The 25,853-nt window shown below is 41.6% G+C and carries 24 protein-coding genes; 5 read left to right on the top strand and 19 right to left on the bottom strand.

Going from position 1 to position 25,853, the window contains the following annotated elements:
* Positions 1-3: 3 nt before the first annotated feature.
* Entirely contained in the window at positions 4-2,019 is a 2,016-nt protein-coding gene (locus tag FUA25_RS08760) for an FG-GAP-like repeat-containing protein (protein ID WP_147756539.1), read from the top strand.
* 113 nt (positions 2,020-2,132) lie between these two features.
* Positions 2,133-2,474, top strand: a complete 342-nt coding sequence (locus FUA25_RS08755; RefSeq protein WP_147756538.1) for a hypothetical protein — start codon at positions 2,133-2,135, stop codon at positions 2,472-2,474.
* Positions 2,475-2,487: 13 nt separating this feature from the next.
* Here the strand turns inward: FUA25_RS08755 and FUA25_RS08750 are convergent, their stop codons facing one another.
* The 16 genes from FUA25_RS08750 to mraZ all read right to left on the bottom strand — a co-directional run bounded on the left by FUA25_RS08750 (position 2,488) and on the right by mraZ (position 21,141).
* The gene (locus FUA25_RS08750; RefSeq protein ID WP_147756537.1) at positions 2,488-4,002 is read right to left on the bottom strand and encodes a GH3 auxin-responsive promoter family protein; all 1,515 of its coding nucleotides are present in this window, start codon (positions 4,000-4,002) and stop codon (positions 2,488-2,490) included.
* Between the two features lie 102 nt (positions 4,003-4,104).
* Entirely contained in the window at positions 4,105-4,515 is a 411-nt protein-coding gene (locus FUA25_RS08745; protein WP_147756536.1) for a BrxA/BrxB family bacilliredoxin, read from the bottom strand.
* A 255-nt stretch (positions 4,516-4,770) separates the two neighbouring features.
* Positions 4,771-5,217: a GatB/YqeY domain-containing protein gene (locus FUA25_RS08740; protein WP_147756535.1), complete on the bottom strand. Its 447-nt coding sequence runs from the start codon at positions 5,215-5,217 to the stop codon at positions 4,771-4,773.
* A 14-nt stretch (positions 5,218-5,231) separates the two neighbouring features.
* Positions 5,232-7,088, bottom strand: coding sequence for a cell division protein FtsZ (gene ftsZ / locus FUA25_RS08735; RefSeq protein WP_147756534.1), 1,857 nt, complete (start codon positions 7,086-7,088; stop codon positions 5,232-5,234).
* A 20-nt stretch (positions 7,089-7,108) separates the two neighbouring features.
* The gene (ftsA, locus tag FUA25_RS08730) at positions 7,109-8,476 is read right to left on the bottom strand and encodes a cell division protein FtsA (RefSeq protein ID WP_147756533.1); all 1,368 of its coding nucleotides are present in this window, start codon (positions 8,474-8,476) and stop codon (positions 7,109-7,111) included.
* 18 nt (positions 8,477-8,494) lie between these two features.
* Complete coding sequence (locus FUA25_RS08725; protein ID WP_228411678.1) at positions 8,495-9,481, bottom strand: cell division protein FtsQ/DivIB; 987 nt, start codon at positions 9,479-9,481, stop codon at positions 8,495-8,497.
* A gap of 19 nt (positions 9,482-9,500) precedes the next feature.
* Positions 9,501-10,862 carry a UDP-N-acetylmuramate--L-alanine ligase gene (gene murC / locus FUA25_RS08720; RefSeq protein WP_147756532.1) on the bottom strand — a complete coding sequence of 454 codons (1,362 nt, stop codon included), beginning with the start codon at positions 10,860-10,862 and terminating at the stop codon, positions 9,501-9,503.
* A gap of 1 nt (position 10,863) precedes the next feature.
* Complete coding sequence (murG, locus tag FUA25_RS08715) at positions 10,864-11,973, bottom strand: undecaprenyldiphospho-muramoylpentapeptide beta-N-acetylglucosaminyltransferase (protein ID WP_147756531.1); 1,110 nt, start codon at positions 11,971-11,973, stop codon at positions 10,864-10,866.
* A gap of 23 nt (positions 11,974-11,996) precedes the next feature.
* On the bottom strand, positions 11,997-13,235 hold the full coding sequence (locus tag FUA25_RS08710) for an FtsW/RodA/SpoVE family cell cycle protein (protein WP_147756530.1): 1,239 nt from the start codon (positions 13,233-13,235) through the stop codon (positions 11,997-11,999).
* An 18-nt stretch (positions 13,236-13,253) separates the two neighbouring features.
* On the bottom strand, positions 13,254-14,582 hold the full coding sequence (gene murD, locus FUA25_RS08705; protein WP_147756529.1) for a UDP-N-acetylmuramoyl-L-alanine--D-glutamate ligase: 1,329 nt from the start codon (positions 14,580-14,582) through the stop codon (positions 13,254-13,256).
* 59 nt (positions 14,583-14,641) lie between these two features.
* Positions 14,642-15,883, bottom strand: a complete 1,242-nt coding sequence (mraY, locus tag FUA25_RS08700; RefSeq protein ID WP_147756528.1) for a phospho-N-acetylmuramoyl-pentapeptide-transferase — start codon at positions 15,881-15,883, stop codon at positions 14,642-14,644.
* 17 nt (positions 15,884-15,900) lie between these two features.
* Entirely contained in the window at positions 15,901-17,361 is a 1,461-nt protein-coding gene (locus FUA25_RS08695; RefSeq protein ID WP_147756527.1) for a UDP-N-acetylmuramoyl-L-alanyl-D-glutamate--2,6-diaminopimelate ligase, read from the bottom strand.
* Between the two features lie 13 nt (positions 17,362-17,374).
* Entirely contained in the window at positions 17,375-19,366 is a 1,992-nt protein-coding gene (locus tag FUA25_RS08690) for a penicillin-binding transpeptidase domain-containing protein (RefSeq protein ID WP_147756526.1), read from the bottom strand.
* Positions 19,350-19,715 (bottom strand): FtsL-like putative cell division protein, encoded by a 366-nt coding sequence (locus FUA25_RS08685; protein ID WP_147756525.1) that lies wholly within the window; start codon positions 19,713-19,715, stop codon positions 19,350-19,352. Before FUA25_RS08685 ends, FUA25_RS08690 begins: the two co-directional genes overlap by 17 nt.
* Positions 19,716-19,723: 8 nt before the next feature.
* Positions 19,724-20,617, bottom strand: coding sequence for a 16S rRNA (cytosine(1402)-N(4))-methyltransferase RsmH (gene rsmH, locus FUA25_RS08680; protein ID WP_147756524.1), 894 nt, complete (start codon positions 20,615-20,617; stop codon positions 19,724-19,726).
* Between the two features lie 56 nt (positions 20,618-20,673).
* Complete coding sequence (gene mraZ / locus FUA25_RS08675; protein ID WP_147756523.1) at positions 20,674-21,141, bottom strand: division/cell wall cluster transcriptional repressor MraZ; 468 nt, start codon at positions 21,139-21,141, stop codon at positions 20,674-20,676.
* Positions 21,142-21,393: 252 nt separating this feature from the next.
* On the opposite strand from mraZ, the gene FUA25_RS08670 reads away from it, so the two are divergent.
* Genes FUA25_RS08670 through FUA25_RS08660 form a run of 3 tightly spaced genes read left to right on the top strand, consistent with a single transcriptional unit; the run spans position 21,394 to position 23,283 of the window.
* Positions 21,394-22,173 (top strand): alpha/beta fold hydrolase, encoded by a 780-nt coding sequence (locus tag FUA25_RS08670; protein ID WP_147756522.1) that lies wholly within the window; start codon positions 21,394-21,396, stop codon positions 22,171-22,173.
* A gap of 43 nt (positions 22,174-22,216) precedes the next feature.
* Positions 22,217-22,837, top strand: coding sequence for a ribosome biogenesis GTP-binding protein YihA/YsxC (yihA, locus tag FUA25_RS08665; protein ID WP_147756521.1), 621 nt, complete (start codon positions 22,217-22,219; stop codon positions 22,835-22,837).
* Positions 22,834-23,283, top strand: coding sequence for a GNAT family N-acetyltransferase (locus tag FUA25_RS08660; RefSeq protein WP_147756520.1), 450 nt, complete (start codon positions 22,834-22,836; stop codon positions 23,281-23,283). The genes yihA and FUA25_RS08660 overlap by 4 nt, the downstream gene beginning before the upstream one ends.
* A gap of 30 nt (positions 23,284-23,313) precedes the next feature.
* Here the strand turns inward: FUA25_RS08660 and msrA are convergent, their stop codons facing one another.
* From msrA to FUA25_RS08645, 3 genes are all read right to left on the bottom strand, one after another.
* Positions 23,314-23,964 carry a peptide-methionine (S)-S-oxide reductase MsrA gene (msrA, locus tag FUA25_RS08655; RefSeq protein WP_147756519.1) on the bottom strand — a complete coding sequence of 217 codons (651 nt, stop codon included), beginning with the start codon at positions 23,962-23,964 and terminating at the stop codon, positions 23,314-23,316.
* Positions 23,965-24,327: 363 nt separating this feature from the next.
* Positions 24,328-24,789: a hypothetical protein gene (locus FUA25_RS08650; RefSeq protein WP_147756518.1), complete on the bottom strand. Its 462-nt coding sequence runs from the start codon at positions 24,787-24,789 to the stop codon at positions 24,328-24,330.
* Positions 24,790-24,861: 72 nt separating this feature from the next.
* Positions 24,862-25,833, bottom strand: a complete 972-nt coding sequence (locus tag FUA25_RS08645; protein ID WP_147756517.1) for an ROK family protein — start codon at positions 25,831-25,833, stop codon at positions 24,862-24,864.
* Between the last annotated feature and the right edge of the window lie 20 nt (positions 25,834-25,853).

Below are 25,853 nucleotides of genomic sequence, written 5' to 3'. Positions count from 1 at the left end.
ACGATGAATAAAAAAATCTTTTTTCTTCTTGTACTGCTGAACGTAACCTGGGCGATGGCTCAGCTGACATGCAGTACAGCAGTAACTCTTTCATTGGGTACTCATACAGCACCCGCAGTTACAGGAACACCTCCTACATCTGTTTGTGGATTAAGCAATCCCGCAGGTACAGCAGGGTTGTGGTATAAATACACCGCAACACAAACTGGAAATATTACAGTTTCCACAGTAATCTCAGGGCAGAATGTCGATACCAGAGTAATCGTTTATTCGGGGACTTGCGGATCTCTTACCTGTGTTGCATCCAATGATGACTTTTCAGGTTATTCTGCGCAGGCAACCTTTGGTGTAACAGCCGGTACTACCTATTACATCGCTTTTGACAATAGGTGGTCGAGTTTAGGATTTAACTTTACATTAAGTCAGGTAGTAGTTCCTGCAGACAGGCTTTCATTTACCAATACTCCCGTAACCGTTGCCGGAATCTTAAATAATTGTATTGTAGATATGAATGGCGATTACCGTGATGATATCGTTTCAGTTGTAAGCGCTACGCAAATTGTGATTTCATACCAACAGCCCGGAGGTGGATTTAACAATGTTTCTTACACCATTCCAAGCACTGTTGTTACACCAAGCTGGAGCATTTCTGCGGGAGATATTGACAATAATGGTTTTAATGATTTGATGTACGGTTCAGGAAGCGGAATTGCTTTTGTGAAAGCAAATTCTGCAGGAACTGGTTATACTTCTGAGAAAAAGCCTCAGTCTTTTTTAGTACAGCGCACCAATTTTATAGACATTAATAATGATGGTAAATTAGACGCATTTGTTTGTGATGACAATTCACCAAACAGATTTTATCTCAATGACGGCTCCAATTTGAATCATAACCAGGGAGGATTGGGTGACTTCCCTTCAGGCGGAAATTATGGTTCGATCTGGATCGATTATGATAATGACGGAGATTTAGATTTATACATTGCAAAATGCAGTGGGGGAGGATCAGGTCCGGGGGGAAACATTGATGAACTTCACAAAAATAACGGAAACGGAACTTTCACCAATGTAGCGGCAACGGCAAATATGGCAAACCCGACACAAACCTGGTCTTCTGCGTGGGGAGATTTTAATAATGACGGATGGATGGATGCCGTTATAGGAATTAATTCTACTTCAAACGGACTGAGTAAAGTGATGAAGAATAACGGCGACGGAACTTTCACTGATCTTTCTACGGGTTCGGGATATGATATAACATCAGCAACCAGCAGAGAATATGTAGCATACGATTTTGATAATGATGGGTTTTTAGATGTTTTGGGAGCGAACAATAACATTATGTTTGGAGACGGAACCTTTAAATTTACCCCAAATGCCAATTCCTACAACCTTTCATTGTATGACCGGCCAATCGGAGATCTGAATAATGACGGATTTCTGGATATTCAGAATGGCAGCAATGTTTTGATGAATAATGGAAATACAAATAAATGGTTAAAAGTTACGCTACAGGGAGTACAAAGTAACCGAAATGGAATCGGAGCAAGAATAGAAATCTATGGAAGTTGGGGAAAACAGATTCGCGATGTACAGAGCGGAGTAGGATTTCAAAATATGAATACCCTGAATACCCATTTCGGAATCGGACAGGCCACAACCATTACAAAAGTAGTAGTGAAATGGCCTTCAGGAACAGTAGACGTTATTAACAATGTCACTCCCAATTCAACATTATTCGTACTGGAAGGCTCATTCCTGAAAGTCAATGAAATTCAGAATAACAAAGGATTGTTTACGGTTTACCCAAATCCTGCCGATGATATAATCAATTTCAATACAAAAAGCGATTTTATTCCTGTGGAAGCAAAAATATATGATATGAGCGGTAAAATGGTTTTACAGACTAAGCTTGATGAAAAATCAATGTCGATAAGCCGTCTGAAATCAGGGATTTACATACTTTATTTGAAAGATCAATTCGGAAATAATTATTCCCATAAAATTATTAAAAAGTAACAACAAAAGCAGATTGCTGCAGAAACCAAAGCAAAAAGAAATTCTGTAACGACAGAAGCAAAAACAACGGAAGCCAGGAAAAATCCGTAATTTTATGTCTTAAATTTAAAACAATGAAATTATTTTTAGCTGCAGGAATTGTGTTTTTAACCCTTCTTTCCTGTAAAAAATCCGAAACCAAAATCGAAACCACCGAAAATCCGGACGGAAGTGTGACGACTACAACCATCGAGACTGAAAAATCTTCAGGACTGGACTCTGCTAAAATCAATAATACTGTTGATAAGGCCAAAGATAAACTCAACACCGCCGGCGAAAAAATTGATGACGCTGCCGACAAAGCCGGAGAAAAACTGAAAGAAGCCGGTGAAGATGTAAAAGAAGCCGCCGCGAAAGGTGCAGAGAAAGTAGAAAAAGGCGCTGAAAAAGTGAAGGAAGATCTGAAGAAAAAATAAGAATTTATTCTAACTACCTGTTCATTCTGAGAAGCGGGTCGATGTATTCGCGGTCATTGCTTAAGCGCGGAACCTTATTCTGTCCGCCGAGTTTTCCGCGTTCCGCCATCCAGCTGTAGAATAAATGTGGTTTCGCTACGTGAACGATGGGTTTTTTCAGGGTCATGTTGTTATACCGTTTTGCTTCGTAATCCGAGTTAATGGATTTTAGATGGCTGTCAAACAGATCCGTGAAAAGATCAAGGTTTTCAGGAGGGGTGCTGAACTCAAAAATCCATTCGTGAGCCCCGCCTTCTCCGTCTTTCATAAAAACCGGCGCTCCTGTAAAATCAGAAACGGAAGCCTGAGTTCCTTCGCAGGCTTTTACAAGTGCAGCTTCCACATTATCGATCATCAGTTCTTCCCCAAAAGCGTTGATGTAGTGTTTCGTTCGTCCTGATATTTTGATACGGAAAGGAGTCAGCGAGGTGAATTTTACGGTATCTCCGATCAGATAGCGCCAAAGTCCGCCGTTTGTGGTGATGACGATCGCATAGTTTTTACCAATCTCCACTTCTTCCAGCGGAATGGCCTGCAGATTACTACGGTCGAATTTATCCATCGGAATGAATTCATAAAAAATCCCGTAATCGAGCATCAGCAGCATTTCGTCGCTTCCGGACTGGTCCTGGATGCCGAAAAAACCTTCGGATGCATTGTAAATTTCATAGTAGTTGATGTCCTTCCCGATAATATTCCGGTACTGTTCTTTATACGGTTTAAAGCTGATGCCGCCGTGGAAAAAAACTTCAAGGTTTGGCCAGAGTTCAGCAATGTTTTTGTTTCCGGTATCGGCCAGGATGCGCTGCAGTAAAACGAGCATCCAGCTCGGAACACCGGTCAGACTTCCGACTTCCTCATTTTTTACTTCAGATACAATGGCTTTCAGCTTGCTTTCCCACTCCGACATCAGGGAGATTTTCTTGCTTGGGGTAGTGGTGATTTCGATCCAGAAGGGAAGGTTTTCAATCATAATCGCCGATAAATCGCCGAATTTGGTATTGAAATCTTCATACAGTTCAGAACTGCCTCCTAGTCTTAAATTTTTATTCAGGAAAAGCGTGTTTTCAGGATGATTGTTGGCATAAATTGACAGAAGATCTTTACCAGCCTTGAAATGGCAGTCTTCCAGACTTTCATCAGTAATCGGGATGAATTTGCTTTTCGCATTCGTTGTACCAGAAGATTTTGCAAATTTCCGGATGTAACCGGGCCAGATGATGTCCGGATTTCCCTGTCTGGCTTTCTCGATATAAGGTTCAAAATCCTCATAAGTGACAATCGGAATGCGCTCTTTGAAATCGTTATAACTGGAAATGGAACTGAAGCCGTGGATTTTCCCGTACTCCGTATTTTCAGCATGATACAATTGGGAAAAAAGCACACCGTTCTGCGTTTCAATCGGGTGTTTCATGAAGTTCTGAATCTGATCGATCCGTTGACGGATAAACCAGTTCACCACGGTATTGAAAAGCGCTTTAGTTGCCATTGGGACAAATATAATAAAAACTATGGAGACATTTGCCGACCTGTCGAAAACAAAAAATTCCGTTCAGGTCAGAACGGAATTTTTTAAAATTTAAATCTGGTGTTAGCAGTATTCGTCATATGCAGCTTGAAGGTTCGCCGCGATTGCACCGGCCGGATTTCCTTCAATATGATGTCTTTCGAGCATGTGAACAAGTTCGCCGTCTTTGAAAAGTGCGATACATGGTGAACTCGGTGGAAAAGGTGCTAAAAATTTTCTGGCTTCTGAAACAGCATCGCCGTCAAATCCTGCAAAAACAGTCGTTAAATGATCAGGCTTTTTATCTCCTGTCAAAGAAAATACAGCTCCCGGTCTTGCAGCTCCTGCAGCACAGCCGCAAACTGAATTGATCATCAGCAGGGTAGTTCCCGGCTCATTGATCGCATCAACTACCTGATCCGGTGTCGTTAAATCTTTGAAACCTTTATCGGTAAGTTCTGCCTTCATGGGCATTACTAATTCTTCTGGATACATAATATATTTGTTTAAAGTTATTTGTTAATGATGTAAAGGAATAATTCCTTGAAATAGTTTACAAATTTAGTGCATTTTATAAACTAAATTCATTCAATTTAATTATCAAAATCATTCCAAATCCCTATGACGGACAAAATGGCAAAAAATTCCGGAATCTGCTGATTCCGGAATTCCAATCAAATCGATATGCAAAGGTTGAATATCTGTGTTAAATATGGAAATCAGAAATATCCGGATTCCCTTTCATTCCAATCAGGAAAGCAGTTTTTTAGCCATTTCAGATATGCTTTTTCCGTCGCTTTTTCCGGCAAAACTTTTATTGGCGATGCCCATTACTTTTCCTAAATCTTTAATACTTTCAGCACCAGTTTCCTGAATGATTTTCTTCATTTCAGTTTCGAGTTCTTCTGTGGAAAACTGCTTTGGAAGGAACTTTTCGATGATTTTCATCTGTGCAGCTTCTACATCCGCCAGATCATGTCTGTTCTGCGCAACAAACTGGTCGTAAGAATCCTTACGCTGTTTGATCATGCGTTGCACAATCGCAATTTCCTGATCCGGAGAAACTTCTGCACCTCTGGATTCGGTTTTCAGCAGTAATATCTGTGCTTTTACGGCACGCAGGGAATCGAGAGCAACTTTATCCTTCTCTCTCATCGCGGTTTTAATCGCTTCGGTGATGGTTATTTCTAAACTCATGGTCTTGATTTTAATTAATCTACATCTTTATTGAGAAATTTATTTTCTCTGATCTGCATGGTCCCGTTGTTTTCCGAAAGAAACGTGCTGATGTTCTGTTCTGAAGCATTTCCACCGTCTAAAGCAATGTTTTTTCTTTTGAAAGCAGGAACCATTTCGAAATCGTTTTCAGCATCCAGATTGTGGTATCGGGAATTGAATTCCTTCAGTTTGTTTCTTCTTTCAAAGATTTTATCGTTTGAAGAAGTCTTGGTGATGAAGGTGAAGTCATCTTCTCTTTCAAATTTGTTACTTTCCTCTTTAATTTCAGGTGTTTTTGGCTCTGATTTCGGTTCGGTAAAAACTTCTGTCTTCTGAACCGGAGTTTCCTGAATTTTCATCTCAGGCTCAGCCTGTGGCGTTTTCTCTTCAACAGGTTCGTCAATGAAGAAACTGAATTCCATTGGCTTTTCTTCGGAAAATAAGGAATTCACATTCTGGGAAAGGTCAGGTTTTTCTTCGAAACCGAAACTGAAAGACTGTGATTCCATTCTGTCGTCCGCACGGTCATCGTATGAAAAAAGGTCTGTTTCCACCACTTCGTCCTCTATTCCGGAGTAATTCTGAAGAGGCGTTTCGTTTATTTCCTCATTTCTGTCAAAAAAACGGATCTCGGTTGAAATTTCTTCTTCAACAGTCATTTTTTTTTCTACAGTTTTTACATTAAACTGTGGCGTTATTGCATCATCTTCATCATCCAGCCGGAAAAGGCTTTTGCCTGCAAAATCATCATTTTTGTTTTCCTCGGTTTCCATTCTCTGTTTGAACGGAGATTCTTTCGGCACAGCCGCCTCGCGGTGGTCATTTAAAGTAAATTTGATCTTTTCTGTCGGTCCCGAGTGTTTCTGGTTGTCTTTTGCAAAACCTGTCGCTATAACGAGTACGCTCACTGCATCGCCCAATTCTTCGTCAGTTCCCACTCCAAAAATAATATCAGCAGTGTTTCCAGCTTCTTTCTGAATATGATCCATAATCACCCCGATTTCATCCATGGTCACCTCTTCGGAACCGCTTCTGATCAGGAGTAGGACGTTTTTCGCGCCTGTGATTTTGTTATCGTTCAGCAATGGAGAATCGAGGGCTTTTTTCACCGCTTCTTCAGCTTTGTTTTCGCCGGAAGCAATTCCGTTCGACATCAGCGCCGTTCCGGAGTTGGCCAGGACAGATTTTGCATCCCGGAAATCAATATTGACATCAAAATATCCGGTAATTACCTCTGCCATTCCTTTTGCAGCGTTCGTCAACACTTCATCAGCTTTTGAAAAACCTGATTTGAAACCGAGATTTCCGTACTGCTGTCTTAATTTATCATTATTGATGACGATTAAAGAATCGACATTATTTCTTAATTTTTCAAGACCCAGATCAGCCTGTTCCAGTCTTCTTTTTCCTTCGAAATTAAAAGGGATAGTTACAATTCCAACGGTCAGAATTCCCATGTCTTTTGCCACTTTTGCAATCACTGGAGCCGCGCCGGTTCCTGTGCCGCCCCCCATTCCGGCTGTAATGAAGACCATTTTGGTGTTCTGGCCCATTGCTGCTTTAATGTCTTCGATGCTTTCGATGGCCGCTTTTTCCCCAACTTCAGGATCTGCACCTGCGCCAAGCCCTTCGGTAATTGTAACCCCGAGCTGAACTTTATTGGAAACCGGATTGTTGTCCAAAGTCTGTGCATCGGTATTGCAGATGACGAAATCTACGCCGTGAATTCCTCTCTCGTACATGTGTTTCAAAGCGTTGTTACCGCCGCCTCCAACTCCGATCACTTTTATAATTGATGAATTTCCTTTGGGCAAATCAAATGAAAATCCGTGTGTGTTCATATTTTCCATAGTGCTGTGTTTTTTTAGATTTATTCTACTTCTTCAAAGAATTTTTTAACTTTTTCCATTAACGACTGGCCGAAAGTGGGTTTTGCTTTCCTGGTTTCAATCATTTCTCTGATTGCCGTTTCTTCCGCCCTGAATTCTGTTGCGATTTCTGTACTTACGGCATTTTCAGGCTCCTGAGCTTTCGTTTTTTCAGGTTTTTCTTCAATTTCCGGAAGGATTTTTTTGTCGCGGATCTTTAAACTCTCCATCAAAAGTCCGATGGATGTTGCAAATTCGGGACCTTTCAGATATTGGTTTTTATCGTTGGCGACATATTCATTCGCAAAACCGATTCTGCTGTCGAACCCGGTGGTGTAATTGGCCAATTGGCGAAGATGACGCAGATTGGAACCACCACCCGTCAGAACGATTCCAGCTATGAGTTTTTTCTTCTGTTCGAAGGCGCCGTACGCTTTCAGTTCGGTGTTTACCATTTCCAGAATCTCTTCAACCCTCGCATTTACGATCTGAGCCAGTGTTTTTAAGGAAATTTCTTTGTCCGGTCTTCCGTGAAGTCCGGGAATTGTGACAAAAGTGCTGTCTTTTTCCAGTTCAGGAACGGCAGACCCAAATTTTGTCTTCAATTGTTCAGCGTGTTTTTCAATAATGGAACATCCTTCTTTGATGTCATCGGTAATGATTCCGCCGCCGTAAGGAATGACACAGGTGTGACGGATAATATTGTCTTTGAAAATCGCGATATCTGTCGTTCCGCCGCCGATATCAACAATGGCGACTCCGGCCTCTTTTTCTTCTTTGGTCAGAACGGCTTCGGAAGAGGCGAGCGGTTCCAGAGTCAGCGCTTCCATTTCAAGGCCGGCTTCGCGAACGCAACGGGCGATGTTGCGGATACTCCCCATCTGACCCACTACCACATGGAAATTGGCTTCAAGACGTTTTCCGTGCATGCCGACCGGTTCCTGGATTTCCCCTTCGGAATCTACTTTATATTCCTGTGGAAGAACATGGATAATTTCTTCACCCGGAAGCATGACCAGTTTTTTCACCTGATCTTTGAGTTTTTCAATATCGTCTTCGGTAATATATTGGTCGGGGTGTTCCCGCATAATATAGTCGGAATGCTGGAGACTTCTGATGTGTTTTCCGGCAATTCCCACCGTAACGTTCCTGATGGGAACGCCTGCGCTGGTCTGCGCTTCTGCGACGGCCATTTTTATCGAATTGATGGTCTGCGAAATGTTATTCACGATCCCTTTGTGAACGCCAAGGCTCTTCGCTTTCCCAACGCCCAGAATTTCAATTTTTCCGTGCGCATTTCTTCTGCCGACAATGGCTACGATTTTAGTAGTTCCGATATCGAGACCTACTGAATATTCGTTTGTTTCCATTTGATATGATTTGATTTTTTATTCTATTTTAACGGTTGCTTTCTTTTTCGCTGCAGGTTTGGCAGTTGAAGAAGCGGTTTTTTTCTTTTTTTCTGTAGTTACAGGTTTCGCAGCGGTGATTTTTGACTTTTCTTTGGTCTGCCCTTTTCTTGCGGCAGGTTTTGAGGCGATTTTTTGTGAAGGTTTTTGAGTCCTGGCTTCCGCGTGTTCTTTTTTTGCAGCAGTCAGCGGGAGTTTAGCCATTTCCTTGTTCCCGACTTCCAGAATGCTGTCATTTTCTTCAAAATTCGGATTTAAAGTCGTAACGATCTGGTTATCAAACTTTACAGATATTTTGGTATATTTTTCCGGCGACTGTTCTACTAGATATTTTTCGACAAATGTTTTAAATCCTTTCACTTTAATTTCAATATTGTCGAGATCACCGATTTCTACTTTGTAATTTCCTTCGCTTGTGAAAAGATGGTAGCTTTCCTTTTCTTTTGCAATGCCGATAAAATATTTCCTGCTGAATTCATCGCGGTCAATTTTATCAATGAGTTCCGCGAGTTTTTTATATTCAGATTTTTTTACATCGCCCATTACCAACATGCACGGATAAGAATAGTTGTCGGAAAGCGGGAACTCGTTTCCTTTTTCATCAACATAGAAATCTTTGCCGTTGTTATTCAGCCTGAAAGACGGAACGCGCTGTTTGATGTCCAGATTCAGTTTGCCGTTCAGGTTAAGGAATACATTCGCGCTGTCCACCGCCGGAAGCTGATTGAGCCTTTTTTCAAGAGCCGGAATGTCGAGGTCGCCAAGTCTTTTTGTCGGGCTCGATTTTTTTACAATTTCCCTGATGTCTTTTTCATCAATAAAATAAACGGGGTTTTTGGTTTTCGTCAGGTTTACAGAAACATTTTCCAGGGATTTATCATTGAATCTTTTCAGGGAAAAGCTCAATAAAAACCCGAGGATGATTACCGTTACGGCTATTTTCAGTATTCTGTATTTGTTTTTCATTTTTTAAAGCTCCTGTTTCTTAAATTTTATTTTGAAGCCATTCTGTAATTCCATCGTATAAAGTATCGATATTCCCGGCTCCCACCGTGAGTAAAATATCGAAATCCTTCTCTTTTATTCGTCCGAAAGTTTCATCAAGCGTTGAAACTTCCTTTTTTTCAAGTTTGATTTTATCTGACAGCCATTTTGAAGTAATTCCTTCGAAATTTTCCTGAATTTCGCGCGCAGGGTAAATGTCCAGGAGGATCAGTTCATCGGCTTTGTTCAGACTGTCGGCAAAACCGTCCGCAAAATCGCGCGTCCGGCTGAACAGATGCGGCTGAAAAACCACCAAAAGCTTCTTTTTCGGATAAAAAGTTTTTATCGATCCGATTACGGCGTTCAGTTCAGTCGGATGGTGTGCATAATCATCAATATAAATCTTCCCGTTTTCGAAACGGTGTTTCGTGTATCTTCTTTTAATGCCTTTGAAACCGGCAATTCCGCGTTTGATCACTTCGAAATCAACCCCCAAACGGTGAAGGATGGCGATGGCTGCAGTTGCATTTTCAACATTGTGAATTCCCGGGATTTCCCAGACAAAATCATCAATTTCTTCATCCGGGGTGTGAAAATCGAAATAGATTTTATCACCTTCTTCGCGGATGTTATCGGAATAATAGTCGGCTTCCTCGTTTACGGCATAGGTTTTTGAGGCTCTGCCGATGTTGATTCCTTTTCTCACAAAAAGCCGGTCATTTTCCGGAACCAAGCCTGCAAAATCCCGGAAACCCTGTTCAATGGTTGCAGCATCGCCATAAATATCCAAGTGATCTGCATCAATTGAAGTAATGACCGCCCAGTCCGGAGAAAGGGAGAGAAAGCTCCTGTCGTATTCATCAGCTTCAACGACTGAATATTCATTTCCATTATAATGAAAATTGGACTTGAAATTCTCCGCAATCCCGCCTAAAAAACAGGAGAAAGGAAGGTTGGCTTCTTTACAAAGATGCGCCACGAGAGATGAGGTCGTTGTTTTTCCGTGGGTTCCAGCAATCGCAATACAGTTGGTATTTTCGGTAATCATTCCGAGAACTTTTGCTCTTTTCAGAACGGTAAAGCCTTCGTCATGGAAATGCTTGAGAATCTCCAGCTTTTTAATGGCAGGAGTAAAAATAACAAGCGTATTGTCTTTGTTTAAATCTGAAATTTTAGCATCAACGGTATCTTCAAAAACAATGTCAATCCCTTCCGATACCAAAGCAGAAGTGAGTTTTGTCACGGTTTTGTCGTACCCCAGAACTTTTTTCCCGGAAGCATTGAAATAGCGCGCCAAAGCGCTCATCCCGATGCCGCCGATCCCTACAAAGTAGAAGTTCTGATATGTTTCTAAAGATTTCATCTTAATTTTCTAAATTTAATTGGGCTAAAATCCCATCCACAATTTCTTCCGTCGCATTTGGTTTTGCAAAAAACTTCAGGTTTGAAGACATTTCGTGTCTCAGGTTTTCATTTTCGCAGATTTCAAGCAGCGTATTCCAGAATTTCTCCTGCATTTCGGAATCCTTTACCATTTTTGCCGCTTTTTTATCGACCAGATTCATCGCGTTTTTGGTCTGATGATCTTCGGCTGCGAAAGGAAAGGGAACCAGTAAAACGGGCTTCTGCGCAATCGCCAATTCCGATATCGCAATCGCTCCGGCACGGGAAACAATTACATCTGCAGCAGAATAGGCAAGCGCCATATCGGCAATAAATTCCTTCAACTGAACCAATTCTGAATTATTGAATGCTGCATTTTCGCTCAGTTCTTTGTACTGAAGCTTTCCCGTCTGCCAGATGAGTTGGTAGCCTTTATCTGTCAATTTTTCTATATTTTCTTTCCAGGCATCGTTTAACGTTTTTGACCCTAAAGATCCGCCGACGGAAAGAATGGTTAATTTATTTTTATCCAGTCCAAGTTTTTCTTTGGCCTCATCAGTGTCCATCAGTCCGGCAATGATATTCTGGCGGACAGGATTTCCAAGAAAGGCAGTTTTGCTTTTAGCAAAACCTTCCACATCAGGATATGCGGTGAAAATCTTTTTCGCTTTTTTGCTCAGAATTTTGTTCGTAATTCCGGCGTGGGAATTCTGCTCCTGAATAAAAATAGGAATTCCAAGTGAAGATGCGGCATACAAAGCGGGTCCGCTCGCGAAACCGCCGGTTCCGATGGCGAAATCGGGTTTGAAATCTTTCACTATTTTTTTTGATCTCGATACACTTTTTAAAATTTTAATGGGCAAACCGAAATTCGATAAAGGGTTTCCCCTGTCGATTCCGGCGATGTCAATTCCTTCGATTTTGTAACCGGCCTGCGGAATTTTTTCCATTTCCATTTTTCCTTTGGCACCAATGAACAGAAATTCAGCCTCCGGAAATCTTTTTCTGATTTCATCGGCAAGAGCAATTGCAGGGAAAATATGTCCTCCTGTACCGCCTCCACTGAGTAAAATTCTTAATTTTCTGTTCATTTTTTTATTTTTGAAACTGATATTTATGCAATATCATTTATCTCTTCGTAATTTTGTTTTTTTCCCATTCCTTCTTCGTCATAAACCTGAATTCTGGAACTTACATTTAAAATAATTCCGAGCTGGAAATAGGTGACAAGCATCGAAGTTCCTCCATAACTGATCAGCGGTAAAGGCTGCCCCGTTACCGGTATGAGATTGATAGCTACGGCAATATTTACAGAAAGCTGTATAAAAATCATGATTCCCATTGAAAGCACGAGCAGGGACCCGAAAAAAGCGGGCATTTTGCTTGCAATCATCACAATCCTGATGATCATGATGAGGTAAAGGGTAATGAGAAAGAAAGCTCCGAAAAGGCCGTATTCTTCAACAATAATTGCAAATATAAAATCTGAGGCCGACTGTGGGAGCATCTGTTTCAAAGCGCTTTTTCCAGGCCCCATTCCGGTGATGCCACCATGAACGATGGCTGCCTTTGCCTGCATGACCTGATAGTTTTTTGCTTTTACGCTTTCATCTTCTAAATCAGCGGTTTTTGCTTTGGCACTTGTGAATGTTTCCACACGGCTCATCCAGGTATGTACCCGGTTTCCGCCAATGAGACTGGTGTTTAAGGCAACCATAATGAACAGGACAATCGCTACAACCGAGGTCGAAATAAATCCTGCGACATACTTCCAGTTCAGCTGTCCGACAATCAATACTGCTACGGAAACCATCAGAATCATGAGCGCAGTAGAACCGTTGTCTTTCGCCACTAAAACGAAAACTAATAAGATGGGTCCGAAAATGTATAAAATGTTCTCAATTGGGAGCCTTTCCCGGTTGATTTTTTTAGTCAGATACCTGCAGAGATAAATAATGAGCGTTAAATAGGCGAAAGATGAAGGCTGAAAGGAGAAAGGTGTTCCCGGAATCTTCAGCCACCGCGACGCACTTGCTCCGTCGATGGTTTGTCCGGAAAACATCGTTACAATCAACAGAAGGACAGAAATTCCGAGTAAAATGGTGCTCAGTTTCCCGATGTGCTCATATTTTACAAAACCAACCCCGCGCATCACGCCCAAACCGATGACCACAAAAAACATGTGTTTCATGACATGGCCCGTTGTGGTTCCGTTGTTAACGATATACTCCAGATTCGAACTTGCAGAATATACCGGAAATATGGAGAAAACGGAAATCAAAATGATGACCGCCCAAAGGACTTTGTCGCCTTTCAGGTATTCAAATTTGTCTTCTGTATACTGTTCGTTCATTGTTTTTTGTGAAGTTTTTTATTTTTTTAGAACTTCTGCTTTAAACTGGTTTCCGCGGTCTTCGTAATTGTCGAATAAATCAAAGCTTGCGCAACACGGCGAAAGCAAGACCGTATCACCTTTTTCGGCGATGGATTTTGAAACTTTTACCGCTTCTTCCATACTTGAAGTGCTGTAAATCAGATCTTTTTTGCCCTGAAAGAAATCGATGATTTTATCATTATCAAGACCAAGGCACACGATTGCTTTTACTTTTCTTTTAACCAGTTCTTCAATTTCGGTATAATCGTTTCCTTTATCCACTCCGCCGACGATCCATATTGTTGGATTTTTCATGCTTTCGAGTGCATAATAGGCTGCATTTACATTCGTTGCCTTACTGTCGTTGATGAATTTTACACCGTCAATTTCTGCCACGTCTTCCAGCCGGTGTTCTACGGCCTGAAAGGTCATCAGGGAATTTCGGATGCTTTCATTGCTGATCTGCAGAATTTTTCCGGCAATTGAGGCTGCTAAACTGTTTGCCACATTGTGATTTCCGACAAGCGAAAGCTCCTCAATCTTCATTGAGAATTCATCTGCAAGCTTTACCACAATTTTATCGTTGTTCACAAAACCACCTTCCTTTAGTTTTTCTTTGGTTGAAAAAGGAATCATTTGGGCCTTGATCTCAAGTTTCTCCAGAAGGTTCATGCTCATGATGTCATCTTTATTGTAAATAAAGAAATTGTCATTCTCCTGATTTTCGGCGATTCTGAATTTTGCCATGGAATATTCCTCGTAATTGTAGTTGTACTGATCCAAATGATCCTGACTCAAATTTAACAGCAGAGAAATATGCGGTCTGAAATTCTGAATATCATCCAGCTGAAAAGAGCTTACTTCGAGTACATAGTAATCGAAATTTTCATCAGCTACCTGCTTTGCGAAACTTTTCCCGATGTTTCCGCCCAGACCTACTTTCAGATCATCGTTTTTGAGTAAATGATAGATGAGCGAGGTGGTGGTTGTTTTCCCATTGCTTCCTGTAATGGCAATGATCTTGGCAGTGGTAAATTCTGAGGCGAATTCAATTTCTGATGAGAGCCTGATTCCTTTCTGATTGATTTTATAAATAATATCGGCTTTTTTGGGAATCCCGGGAGACTTAATGATCCAGTCGGCGGCTAAAATCCTTTCTTCATCGTGATTTTCTTCTTCATATTCAATTCCGGCTTCGTTCAGAAGATTTTTATATTCATCGTTAATGATCCCCTTGTCTGAGAGAAAAACTTCCAGACCTTTTTTTTGCGCTAAATAAGCTGCCCCAAAACCGCTTTCTCCTCCTCCCAAAACAACTATTTTCATTCTAACTTTTTTATTTTAATGGAAAACCATTATTAAATTTCTCCAATTCAGGCAAATCTCTATCTTACTTTAAGAGTGATTAGACAGATAATCGCAAACATGACTCCGATAATGACCATACGGTTCACAATCTTACTTTCGTGATATCCTTCTTTCTGATAATGATGGTGAAGCGGAGACATCTTGAAAAGTCTGTTATTCTGTGCGTATTCGAGCCCGAATTTTCTTTTTCTGTATTTAAAAACGGCCACCTGAAGCATCACTGAAATATTTTCGATCAGAAATATTCCGCAGAGCACCGGAATCATCAGTTCTTTTCTTAAAATCACCGCCAAAACGGCAATTACGCCGCCCAGCATCAGACTTCCTGTATCGCCCATGAACACCTGCGCCGGATAGGTATTGTACCAGAAAAACCCGATGACGGCTCCCACCAGTGCGAGAGCAAAAATGGTCGTCTCGCCCATGTTTGGGAGAAACATGATGTTGAGGTAATCTGCAAAAATGATGTTTCCTGAAATGTAGGCGAAAAATGCCAGCGCCAGAAGTATGACGACGCTTGTTCCGGCCGCAAGACCGTCAATTCCGTCGGTGATATTTGCACCATTTGATACTGCCGTAACGATGAAAATCACAATCGGAATAAAGACAATCCAAGCCCATTCGTGTGCTTCTTCGGGAGTCATCCAAAATAAAAGACCGCTGTAGTCGAATTCGTTATTTTTAATAAAAGGTACCGTGGAAATAGTGGCCTTTTCGGTCGGCATAAAGTTGGTTTCCACATTGTTTCTGTTCACTACCGGTGCGTCAGAATATTTTCTTTTGATCGTAATGTCGGGATGAAAATACATCGTAATCCCAACAATAAGGCCCAACCCGACCTGACCGATTACCTTGAATTTTCCGCTCAGCCCATCCTTGTTTTTCTTAATTTTCTTCAGATAATCATCAATAAAACCAATCAGTCCCATCCAAACCACCGAAATGATAAGCAGCATGATATAAACATTGTACACCCGTGTAAAAAGCAAGACCGGAATTAAAGTGGCCATAATAATGATGAGTCCACCCATGGTTGGCGTGCCTTCTTTTTGTTTCTGCCCTTCGAGCCCTAAATCGCGCACCAGTTCGCCCATCTGCTTCGACCTCAGATAATTGATGATTCTTTTACCGTAAGCAAGGGCAATGATGAGAGAAAGCAAAACAGCCATTGCTGCACGAAAAGAAATGTAACGCAAAAGATTCATCCCCGGAATGTGGATTCCGTGGGCGGTAAAATATTCGTAGAGGTAATACAGCATTTCTTTCCTGTTTTAAATTATTTTGACATTTTTCTCGCCAGATCCAGAATCATTTCTTTGTCATCGAAATGATTTTTCTCGCCATTGATTTCCTGATAGTTCTCGTGGCCTTTGCCGGCAAGAAGAATGATATCCCTTGGTTCTGCAAATTTCAGAGCCATTTTTATGGCTTCTTTACGGTCCGGAATTGAAGTGTACTTGCTGAAGTTCTGTGGCTCAACACCCGCTTCAATTTCTTTGATGATGGCTTCCGGATTTTCACTCCTGGGGTTGTCCGAAGTGATAATCGCAAGCGTCGATTTTCTCGTGGCGATTTTCCCCATTTCCGGCCTTTTTGCGTTATCTCTGTCGCCGCCACAACCGAAAACGGTGATCAGCCTTTCATTTTTTGTGCGGATCTCGTTGATGGAATCCAGAATATTTTCCAGCGCGTCGGGAGTGTGGGCATAATCCACTACAATGAAGATTCCGCCGTCTGATCTCAGAGTTTCAAACCTTCCCTTCACTCTTTTTAATTTCGAAATGGCCTGCAGTACTTCATCCTCTGCAAATCCGCTCTCCACAGTGATGGCAAACGCCAGAAGGAGATTGTACACATTGAATTTTCCGGTTAATGTCGTCCAGAATTCTTTTCCGCCGAAGTTCAGAAGCATTCCGTTGAAATCCGCTTCCAGAATTTTTCCGTGATAATCGGCCATTGTCTTCAAAGCATAGGTTTTTTGGACCGCTTTCGTGTTCTGCAGCATGACACTGCCGTTTTTGTCATCGATGTTTACAATGGCTACCGCATCGGCATTCAGTTCATCAAAAAACCTTTTTTTGGTTTTCAGATATTCTCCAAAAGTCTGATGATAATCCAGATGATCGTGGGTGAGATTCGTAAAACCGGCGATCTTAAAATGCAGACCTTCGGTTCGCTTCTGATGGATCCCGTGTGAAGAAACTTCCATAAAAGCATATTCACAGCCTTTTTCCACTGCTTTTGCAAGCATCTGGTTCAGCCGGATCACATCTGGAGTTGTATGGGTGGAGGGAATGATTTCGTCTGCAATCCGGTATTCTACTGTTGAAACGAGTGCGCATTTAAACCCAAGCTGAGTGAAAATGTCGAAGAGAAGAGTTGTTGTCGTGGTTTTCCCGTTCGTTCCCGTTACTCCGATGAGGTTTAGTTTTTCAGAAGGATTTCCGTAAAAATTTGCGGCAAGATTTCCTAGCGTTACCGACGCATCCTTTACTTTGATGTAGATGATTTTCGCTTCCAGATTTGCCGGAAAATCTTCGCATACAATTGCTTTTGCCCCTTTTTCAATAGCTGCCGCAATAAATGAATGACCGTCTGAAACAGATCCTTTCAGGGCAACGTACATCGAATCTTCCACGGCTTTTCGGCTGTCGAAAACGATTTCTGAAATGTTTTGGCTCGTGTTTCCAATAATTTCCAGAACGGAGATGCGGTTTAATAATGCTTCTAAATTCATCTGTTTTTAAGAATTAATTCTGCAGAGACAGATATATTCTTTGATTTTTTTTAATAATTGTGCCTTCAAGCGGAAACTGTTCGCGAATTTTCCCGACTCCTTTGAAATCGACGCGGTAACCTAAGTTTTCCAGCTGCGGAATAATGTTTTTTCCGATCAGACCAACCACACTTGGCATTTGGTTTCCGTTCACGACGATTTTTACGCGTGGTTTCACCATTTTGCTCAGATCAACTTTTCTGTCGACCAGCAGTTCCTTTTCGATATTCTGCGGGGTCTTCAGGAACGTTTTTCCTGCGATTTCCTTGAAAACCGGAGCTGAAACGGCAGCGCCGTAAAAACCTTTGGAAGTATCGGGCTGATTGATCATCACGATACAGGTATATTTCGGATTATCTGCAGGATAAAATCCGGCAAAGGAAGCCTGATATTTTGCGGGGCCGGGTTTCCAGTATTCAAATCTTGCGGTACCTGTTTTACCTGCCATTTTGAGGTTCGGGGTGAAGATGCTTTTTGCGGTTCCCTTTTCAACAGCCTTCGTTAATGCACTGGTCATCATATTGATCGCCTTTTCAGAAGCCATTTTGCTCACCATCACTTCCGGTTTCGCTTCATATAAAGTTTGACCGTCTTTCATTATTTTATCAATGAAAAGCGGTTTCAGCATTTTTCCTTTATTGGCAACTCCGTTGTAGAAAGTAGTGAGCTGCAGCAAATTGAATCTTGAGGAATAACCATACGCAAGTGAGGCCAGAGTAGCTGCGTTCCATCTGGTTTCCTCGGGTGTAACAATATATGGTTTAGAAGCTCCCGGCAATTCAATATCCAGTTTCTCGAACATTTTCCACCTTCTCAGATGATCCAGGAAAACCTGCGGTTTATCGGCATAGTACTTTGTAATCAGCTTTGCGGAGCCCACGTTGCTGGATTTTGCCAGAACATCAGAGATTTCGTATGTTCCGCCGCCGTGACCGTCTGAAATCCTCTGTTTTGCATAGGTCCAGACGCCGTTTCCAACATCCACGGTGGTATTTTCATCAATGAAACCATCATCCATCGCGGCCAGAAGAGAAACTGTTTTGAATGTGGAGCCCGGTTCAGTAGCATCTTTCAATGCATAATTGTACGCATCAACGTAAACGCCCGGTTCGGTGCGTCGGAGATTTACCATCGCTTTCACTTTTCCCGTAGCCACTTCCATCACCACAACACAGCCGTGATCAGCATCAAAATTCACCAATTGTTTTTCGAGGGCGGAATGAGCAATATCCTGGATTCTGAGATCAATGGTGGTATAAACATCCTGACCATCAACCGGTTCCTTTACTTTCCAGAAATCTATGGGTTTCCACTGACTTGAGTTGATGCGCTGTTCAAGTCTTTTCCCGTCTGTTCCTGTTAAATATTTCGAAAAGGCGCCTTCGAGGCCTGACTTGTATTGCTCGTTATCCATCCCTATGGTTCCGGAACCGATTTCGGTGGTGGCGAGTTCCCGTTTGTAATTACGGTCTACGATGAAGCCGCCTTTGTTTTTTCCTTTGTTGAAAAGGGGAAACTTCCGGATCCGGTCGTAATCATCAAAATCCAGCCCTTTAATCAAGGAGAAATACTGGTTTTTGGCTTTGCGGTTGCTGTCGAACTTGGCGCGGAAATAACTTCGCGGTTTCCCGAACATTTTGCTCAGGGAATCGGTCAAATCGCCGATATTCTGGTTGTATACGGTGTCTTTTATAACCTTGAAATCGATGAAAATGTCATATCTCATGACGGTAGTGGCCAAGATAGACCCATCGGCAGCATACAGGTTTCCGCGGGCTGCTTTCAGAGTGGCCTCGCGGTAATTTTTGCTGATATAATCTTCCTTGATTTCTTTGACATTGGTATTCTGAAGCACAACGATTCTGGCCAAAAACACCACAAACAGAAGGAAGGCACACCCTGCAAAAAGGTAGCCCCATCTTAATGTTTTTTTACGCTTTACGTCGTATTCATTTTGAACCGCCATCTGTACTGTCTAATTTTATCAATAGTTTGTGAGGATGATTTTCTAAGGTCATCAGGGAGTCCTGCAGCATTTCTTTGCCGAGTTCGGACTCCATTTTTACTTTTATCAGGCGGCTTTGCGCATACGCATTCCGCGATTTATATTCTTCTGTTTCTTCTTTGAGCTGATTTACGGTTTCAATTTTCTGGTTCACGAGGTGATTGCTGTAAATCATGATCATCATCAATACAAACAGCAGCAAAAAAAACTGGTAATGATTTTTGATCTCATCCCGGTTCAGGAAATTTCCTTTTACAATATCTATAAAAGTGAGTTTCTTCTGGGGTTTATATGCAGTTCTTTTCGCCATTTAAAATATTAGATTTTAATTCCTGTCCTCATCTTTGCGCTTCGTGCTCTGGAATTTTCATCAATCTCTTCTTTTTCCGGAATTACCGCTTTGTTTTTGAGCAGTTCAAAGGTTTTGGAATAATTACCGTAAATGTCCCTTTCCGGTTCACCTTCAAACATTCCGTTTTTGAGAAATCTTTTTACAAGGCGGTCTTCTAGTGAATGATAAGAGATCACGACAAGTCTACCGCCGGGTTTTAAGATCCGGTAAGCCTGAACCAGCATTTCCTTAAGCGCTTCAAGCTCCTGATTCACTTCAATCCGGATGGCCTGAAAAACCTGAGCGAAAAATTTATTCTGCTTAAACTGAGGGATGTAATTGAAGAGTTTTTTCAGGTCTTCCGTGGTTTCAATCGGTTTCAGTTTACGGTGGTGAACAATTTCGCGGGCCAGTTTCCGGGCTTCTCTCAGTTCGCCGTAATAATAAAAAATGTCGGCAAGCTGTTCTTCTTCATAGTCATTGATGACTTTTTTGGCATCCAAAAGTTGTTGAACATTCATTCTCATGTCCAAAGGCGCATCGCTCCGCGTTGAAAATCCCCGTGCGGCTTCATCAAACTGATGGGATGAAACGCCCAGATCCGCTAAAACTCCGTCAACCTGCTTAAGTCCGTACACCATAAGGGAATTTTCTAAAAACCTGAAATTCTGGTTGATTAGAGTAAAACGGCTGTCATCAATATTATTTTTTAATGCATCCAGATCCTGATCGAAAGCGAAAAGTTTTCCTTTTTCAGACAGTCTTTTCAAAATTTCTTTTGAATGGCCGCCGCCGCCGAAGGTGACATCTACATAAATTCCGTCCGGATTCGTCACCAAATCATCTACACTTTGCTTTAAAAGGACTGGATTATGATACATTTTTTATTTTTTGAATAGGACTTGATTAGAAATAAGGACTGTTAAAAGTGATCGGCTTAATTTTCGTCATCAAAACTGATGTCGCCCATTACTTCTTCGGCCTGTTTTGCAAAATCTTCTTCGGAAGTGGCGATGACATTTTCGTACGCTTCTTTGTCCCAGATTTCAAACAGTTCTCCGGCACTCGTAATCACGATTTCCTTTTTAAGACCTGCAAACTGTACCAGATCTCTTGAAATCTGCAGTCTGCCTACATTATCGGGTTCCACGGTTTTAACACCCGCCGTAAATATCCTGATAAAGTCAGCGTTTTTTTTGATGAAACGGTTGAGCTTATTCAGTTTTTCCATCAGTTTTTCCCAGCCTTTCATTGGATAAACTTCCAGACAGGGCTGAAACACAGAACGCTTCACGACAAATGCGTCGCCCCCAAAATCCTCCATCTGTTTTACCAGCGAAGAAGGCAGTTTGAGGCGGCCTTTGTCGTCAATTTTACACTCGTATGTTCCGATGAAATTCTTCATTTGGGACAAATTTATATAATAATTTTTAAATCCTCCCACTTTTTCCCACTTTTTGACTTAATGTTAATAAGTTTTGGTTTTGATCATTAAATGTTTGATATAAAAGCGGTTATGAGAACGGGAATAATAGCGTGAATGGATAAAAATTAATTACGAGGATGTTCTTAAAATTCATACATTTATTGAAAATTCATTTAAGGTAAATGAAGTTGGTGTTAAATTTGTATTTTTGCAAGGCTGATAAGCGTTTATATGAGATTCATAACAAAAAAAGAAAAGAAATTCACTTTTATTGAGGCGGGTGAAGGGCATCCATTAATTTTACTGCACGGTTTAATGGGCGGTTTAAGCAATTTCGATAAAACCATCAGTTTTTTTTCTGAAAGAGGATACAAGGTTTTTGTTCCCGTGCTGCCCATTTATGATCTCACGGTGTTAAATACAAATCTCACTACCATTGCAAAATTCGTTGGGAAATTCATCGAAGAAAAAACCACGGAACCGGTTACGATTGTAGGAAATTCCATGGGTGGACATGTCGGCCTCATATTGACTCTTGCCAGACCTGATCTTATCAAACATCTTGTGCTTACTGGGAGTTCCGGTCTTTACGAAAGAACTTTCGGCGACAGTTTCCCAAGAAAAAGCGATAAAGAATACATCAAAAAGAAGACTGAAGAAGTTTTTTACGACCCTATTGTAGCTACAGAGGAGCTCGTAGATGAAGTGTTTTCGGTAGTCAACGACCGAATGAAAGGCATCAAAACCGTTATGCTTGCACGAAGCGCTATCAAACACAATATGCTCAAAGATCTGCCGAGAATTCAGACGCCTGTGTGTCTGATCTGGGGAAAACAGGATAATGTTACACCGCCGGAAGTTGCGGTGGATATGAATAAATTTCTTCCCGATTCCGATTTATACTGGATTGACCGTTGCGGACATGCGGCGATGATGGAAAAGCCCGACGAATTCAACGAAATTCTGTACAGCTGGCTCCAAAAAAGAGACAATAAGAAAATGGAAGTTTAATCTTCCATTTTTTATTTCCTTAAATTTGAAAAAATATTCAGAAATGGTAATCAAAACAGCGGAATTTGTAAAAAGCAGTTCGAGATGGCAGGACTGTCCGGAACCGATATTCCCGGAATATGCCTTCATCGGGCGGTCGAATGTCGGAAAATCTTCCCTCATCAATGCCATGCTGAATTTTAAGGATCTGGCAAAAACGTCACAGACTCCGGGAAAAACCCAACTCATTAACCATTTCATCATCAATGAAAAGTGGTATCTGACCGATTTGCCGGGCTACGGTTATGCAAGGGTTTCAAAAAGCATGAGACGGGATTTCGAAAAGATCAACACGAACTATATGCTGAACCGGAAAAACCTGGCCAATCTTTTTGTGCTGATCGATTCCCGCCATACTCCGCAGTTAATTGATGTTGAATTTATTGAATGGTGCGGCGAAAACGGAATCCCTTTTTCCATCGTCTTCACAAAAACAGATAAACTGAAACCAAACACCGTAATTGCAAATATTGAACACTACAAAACGGAACTGCTGAAAACCTGGGAAGACCTTCCAGAGATTTATGTGACCTCGGCGGAGAAAAAGATAGGCGGCGACGAAATCCTGAAATTTATTTCGAAAACCAATCAGTTTTTTGTTGAAAATAAAATTGTTTTTGAATGAAAGACCTCGTCTGGAACATCAAATCATTCGCGGAACTCTCCACGAAAGAATTTCATGATATTGTAAAGGCAAGGATCGATGTTTTCGTAGTGGAACAGAACTGTCCTTATCCTGATCTCGACGGATACGATGAAAAAGCACTTCATCTATGGGCAGAACAGGACAGCGAAGTCACGGCTTACTGTCGGATTTTTGCTCCAGGAATCAAATATCCTGAAGCCTCAATCGGAAGGGTACTGACCAATCAGAAATTCAGACGGCTCAAACTGGGAAAAATCCTCATGAGATTTGCCTTAAACACCATAGAAGCCCAATTCAGAACAACTGCAGTAAGAATATCGGCGCAGGATTACCTTTTGCAATTTTATTCGGGATTAGGGTTTGAAGCAACGGACAAAAAATATCTGGAAGATGACATTCCGCACACGGAAATGTTCAGAAAATAAAAAAGCGGAGAAAAAATCTCCGCTTTTATTTTATTCCGTTTCGGGCTCCAGCATGCCGAGCTCGCCGTAATGTTTCTTGAATTTCGCGATCTTGGGACCTACCACTGCGCTGCAGTAAGGCTGAGTGGGATTCGCTTCATAATATCCCTGATGGTACTGCTCTGCCGGCCAGAATTTCTTGAACGGCACCAGTTCCGTTACATATTTCCCGCTCCATTTTCCGGATGCTTCTGATTTTTTAAGGGCCGCTTCCGCTTTAGCTTTTTCCGCGTCGTCTTTGTAAAAGATCACAGACCGGTACTGGGTTCCTACGTCATTTCCCTGACGGTTCAGCTGTGTAGGATCGTGAAGGAAGAAGAACACATCCATCAGCTGTTCATACGAGATAATTTTCGGGTCGTAGGCAATCTGCACCACTTCTGCATGACCGGTTTCGCCGGTAGATACTTCTTCGTAAGTGGGATGGTCTTTGTGACCGCCGGAATATCCGGAGACTGCAGCGTCTACGCCTTTAAGCATGTTGAAACAGCTTTCTACACACCAAAAACAACCGCCACCGAAGGTGACATATTCTAAATTCTGTCTGTCCATTTTTTGATTTTTTGTTAAGGTCTTCTTGCTTTCCTGCCCGTTGCAGGAGATCATCAGAACACTCAGCAAAAATAATAAAATCTTATTCATAATCTGATAACGGTTTTCTATCGTAAAAATTTTAAGAAATGATTAAATAATATGCTTTTTTGCGGGTCAGATTCTCTGAGGTCATCCATTGGAGGATTATTTTACGGTTCCGATGAGGTGTTTTAACCCGTCAGACCATTAAATTAATTCTCTGTTGCGGTTCAATTCAGTAAATTTTAGATTAAAGCGCTTGAAATTCCGGTCAGACAACCTGAAATTTTCGCTTTTTCAGGGCAGCAATGGGTTAAATTATCCCATCAATGGATTAAATTAATGGTACAGAGCATTTCGGAACCGGAATGACGGGGTTGGAGACCGGGAATTTGTGTAGATAGATTAAAAGCAGAGCGATTGGAGAATTTTTTATTCACCCCATCTGTTAAACATTTTTAATTTATTTCGTTCATCATTCAAAAGTAGAAAGCCATTCTCTTCAGTTTCAGACGAATTTCCAGGCTTTACAGCAATCATTCCACTTTTAAAAATATAGATTTTGGAATTTTTAAAGTCCGCATCAACCAATTTTTCGTCGATGATTAAATCAAAAGTATAGTTGTTTTGGACTTTGTCTATTACTCCATTTTTTGCATTGATGGTTTGAGTTAAAATCCATTTATTGTTCTTAGCAAACTCAAGAATTTTTTTTTCGCCAAATTTTGTGGTTGAAGATTGCCACACAATTCCTGCAGTTCCACCAAAAGGTCCCTGGTCAGAAAATTGTGTCCCAATTTTTTCTTTTTCAAAATTTTGCCAAAACCTTGCAGGTATTACTTTTGAACAACTATATAAAAAGAAAAGAAAAAAAAATAAAATTATTGCCTTCATTTCGTAAACAGTTAACTCCAAATATACCCAATTGCTGTAATTAAATTAATCTACATTTTAGAACCAGGTCAGTCACTTTTCCCAAACCAATGCACTGGCGCCGAGAATGGCCGCATCGGCTTCGTCGAGTTCGCTGAACACGAGCTTTACTTTATTGCGGAAAATAGGAAGAAGGTTGCGTTCCATATGAAGTTTCGTGGGTTTCAGGATGAAATCACCTGCTTTGATGACTCCACCGAAAAGCAGAATGGCTTCAGGAGAAGAAAACATAACGAAATTTGCCAAAGCCTCGCCCAGTTTCTGGCCGGTATAGCGGAAAACTTCAATGGCGGTAGGATCCCCTTTTTTGGCGCATTCATGAACCACTTTTGAATTGATCTGGTCCTCGGGATAAGAATTTAACATTGAGTCGGGAAATTCAGCGCGCATTTTTTTCGCCGTAATGGCAATTCCGGTGGCTGATGCATACGCTTCCAGAGAACCTTCGGAACCGGTGCTCCAGTGTTTTCTGCCCCCAGGTTTTACAATGGTATGTCCGAGTTCACCGGCAAAACCGTCGTGGCCGTAAATTAAACTCCCGTTGGAGATGATCCCGCTTCCGACGCCTGTTCCGAGGGTGATCATGATGAAATCCTTCATCCCCCGCGCTGCACCGAACATCATTTCGCCGAGTGCAGCAGCATTGGCATCGTTGGTTATTTTGCAGCGAACGCCGAATTTTTTTGTCATCAGATCGGTAAAGTGAATTACGCCTTTCCAAGGAAGATTCGGAGCCTGTTCAATGGTGCCGGTAAAATAGTTCGCGTTCGGCGCTCCAACCCCAATTCCGTCGAATTGCCTTTGGGTACCGCTGTGATTCTTTAATAAAGGCTCGATGGTCAGATACAGCGCATCGATAAAATCCTCCACCCTATCATACTCATCAGTTCTGATGCTCCCTTTCTCAAGAATTTCGCCGCGGTGGTTAACGAGTCCGTATTTCGTGTTGGTTCCGCCAATATCGATACCGAGAGCAACCTGTTTAGACAAATCTATTAATGACATTTAATGAGGATTTAGTCTTT

Origin of the sequence: Chryseobacterium sp., assembly GCF_008014695.1 — a bacterium.
GTDB lineage: Bacteria > Bacteroidota > Bacteroidia > Flavobacteriales > Weeksellaceae > Kaistella.
This window is presented reverse-complemented; position numbering and strand designations above follow the sequence as displayed.

What these genes read in the sequence shown, in the direction of transcription:
- FUA25_RS08760 (WP_147756539.1), top strand. Translation starts at nt 4, where the DNA reads ATGAATAAAAAAATCTTTTTTCTTCTTGTACTGCTGAACGTAACCTGG.
- FUA25_RS08755 (WP_147756538.1), top strand. Translation starts at nt 2,133, where the DNA reads ATGAAATTATTTTTAGCTGCAGGAATTGTGTTTTTAACCCTTCTTTCC.
- FUA25_RS08750 (WP_147756537.1), bottom strand. Translation starts at nt 4,002, where the DNA reads ATGGCAACTAAAGCGCTTTTCAATACCGTGGTGAACTGGTTTATCCGT.
- FUA25_RS08745 (WP_147756536.1), bottom strand. Translation starts at nt 4,515, where the DNA reads ATGTATCCAGAAGAATTAGTAATGCCCATGAAGGCAGAACTTACCGAT.
- FUA25_RS08740 (WP_147756535.1), bottom strand. Translation starts at nt 5,217, where the DNA reads ATGAGTTTAGAAATAACCATCACCGAAGCGATTAAAACCGCGATGAGA.
- ftsZ (WP_147756534.1), bottom strand. Translation starts at nt 7,088, where the DNA reads ATGGAAAATATGAACACACACGGATTTTCATTTGATTTGCCCAAAGGA.
- ftsA (WP_147756533.1), bottom strand. Translation starts at nt 8,476, where the DNA reads ATGGAAACAAACGAATATTCAGTAGGTCTCGATATCGGAACTACTAAA.
- FUA25_RS08725 (WP_228411678.1), bottom strand. Translation starts at nt 9,481, where the DNA reads ATGAAAAACAAATACAGAATACTGAAAATAGCCGTAACGGTAATCATC.
- murC (WP_147756532.1), bottom strand. Translation starts at nt 10,862, where the DNA reads ATGAAATCTTTAGAAACATATCAGAACTTCTACTTTGTAGGGATCGGC.
- murG (WP_147756531.1), bottom strand. Translation starts at nt 11,973, where the DNA reads ATGAACAGAAAATTAAGAATTTTACTCAGTGGAGGCGGTACAGGAGGA.
- FUA25_RS08710 (WP_147756530.1), bottom strand. Translation starts at nt 13,235, where the DNA reads ATGAACGAACAGTATACAGAAGACAAATTTGAATACCTGAAAGGCGAC.
- murD (WP_147756529.1), bottom strand. Translation starts at nt 14,582, where the DNA reads ATGAAAATAGTTGTTTTGGGAGGAGGAGAAAGCGGTTTTGGGGCAGCT.
- mraY (WP_147756528.1), bottom strand. Translation starts at nt 15,883, where the DNA reads ATGCTGTATTACCTCTACGAATATTTTACCGCCCACGGAATCCACATT.
- FUA25_RS08695 (WP_147756527.1), bottom strand. Translation starts at nt 17,361, where the DNA reads ATGAATTTAGAAGCATTATTAAACCGCATCTCCGTTCTGGAAATTATT.
- FUA25_RS08690 (WP_147756526.1), bottom strand. Translation starts at nt 19,366, where the DNA reads ATGGCGGTTCAAAATGAATACGACGTAAAGCGTAAAAAAACATTAAGA.
- FUA25_RS08685 (WP_147756525.1), bottom strand. Translation starts at nt 19,715, where the DNA reads ATGGCGAAAAGAACTGCATATAAACCCCAGAAGAAACTCACTTTTATA.
- rsmH (WP_147756524.1), bottom strand. Translation starts at nt 20,617, where the DNA reads ATGTATCATAATCCAGTCCTTTTAAAGCAAAGTGTAGATGATTTGGTG.
- mraZ (WP_147756523.1), bottom strand. Translation starts at nt 21,141, where the DNA reads ATGAAGAATTTCATCGGAACATACGAGTGTAAAATTGACGACAAAGGC.
- FUA25_RS08670 (WP_147756522.1), top strand. Translation starts at nt 21,394, where the DNA reads ATGAGATTCATAACAAAAAAAGAAAAGAAATTCACTTTTATTGAGGCG.
- yihA (WP_147756521.1), top strand. Translation starts at nt 22,217, where the DNA reads ATGGTAATCAAAACAGCGGAATTTGTAAAAAGCAGTTCGAGATGGCAG.
- FUA25_RS08660 (WP_147756520.1), top strand. Translation starts at nt 22,834, where the DNA reads ATGAAAGACCTCGTCTGGAACATCAAATCATTCGCGGAACTCTCCACG.
- msrA (WP_147756519.1), bottom strand. Translation starts at nt 23,964, where the DNA reads ATGAATAAGATTTTATTATTTTTGCTGAGTGTTCTGATGATCTCCTGC.
- FUA25_RS08650 (WP_147756518.1), bottom strand. Translation starts at nt 24,789, where the DNA reads ATGAAGGCAATAATTTTATTTTTTTTTCTTTTCTTTTTATATAGTTGT.
- FUA25_RS08645 (WP_147756517.1), bottom strand. Translation starts at nt 25,833, where the DNA reads ATGTCATTAATAGATTTGTCTAAACAGGTTGCTCTCGGTATCGATATT.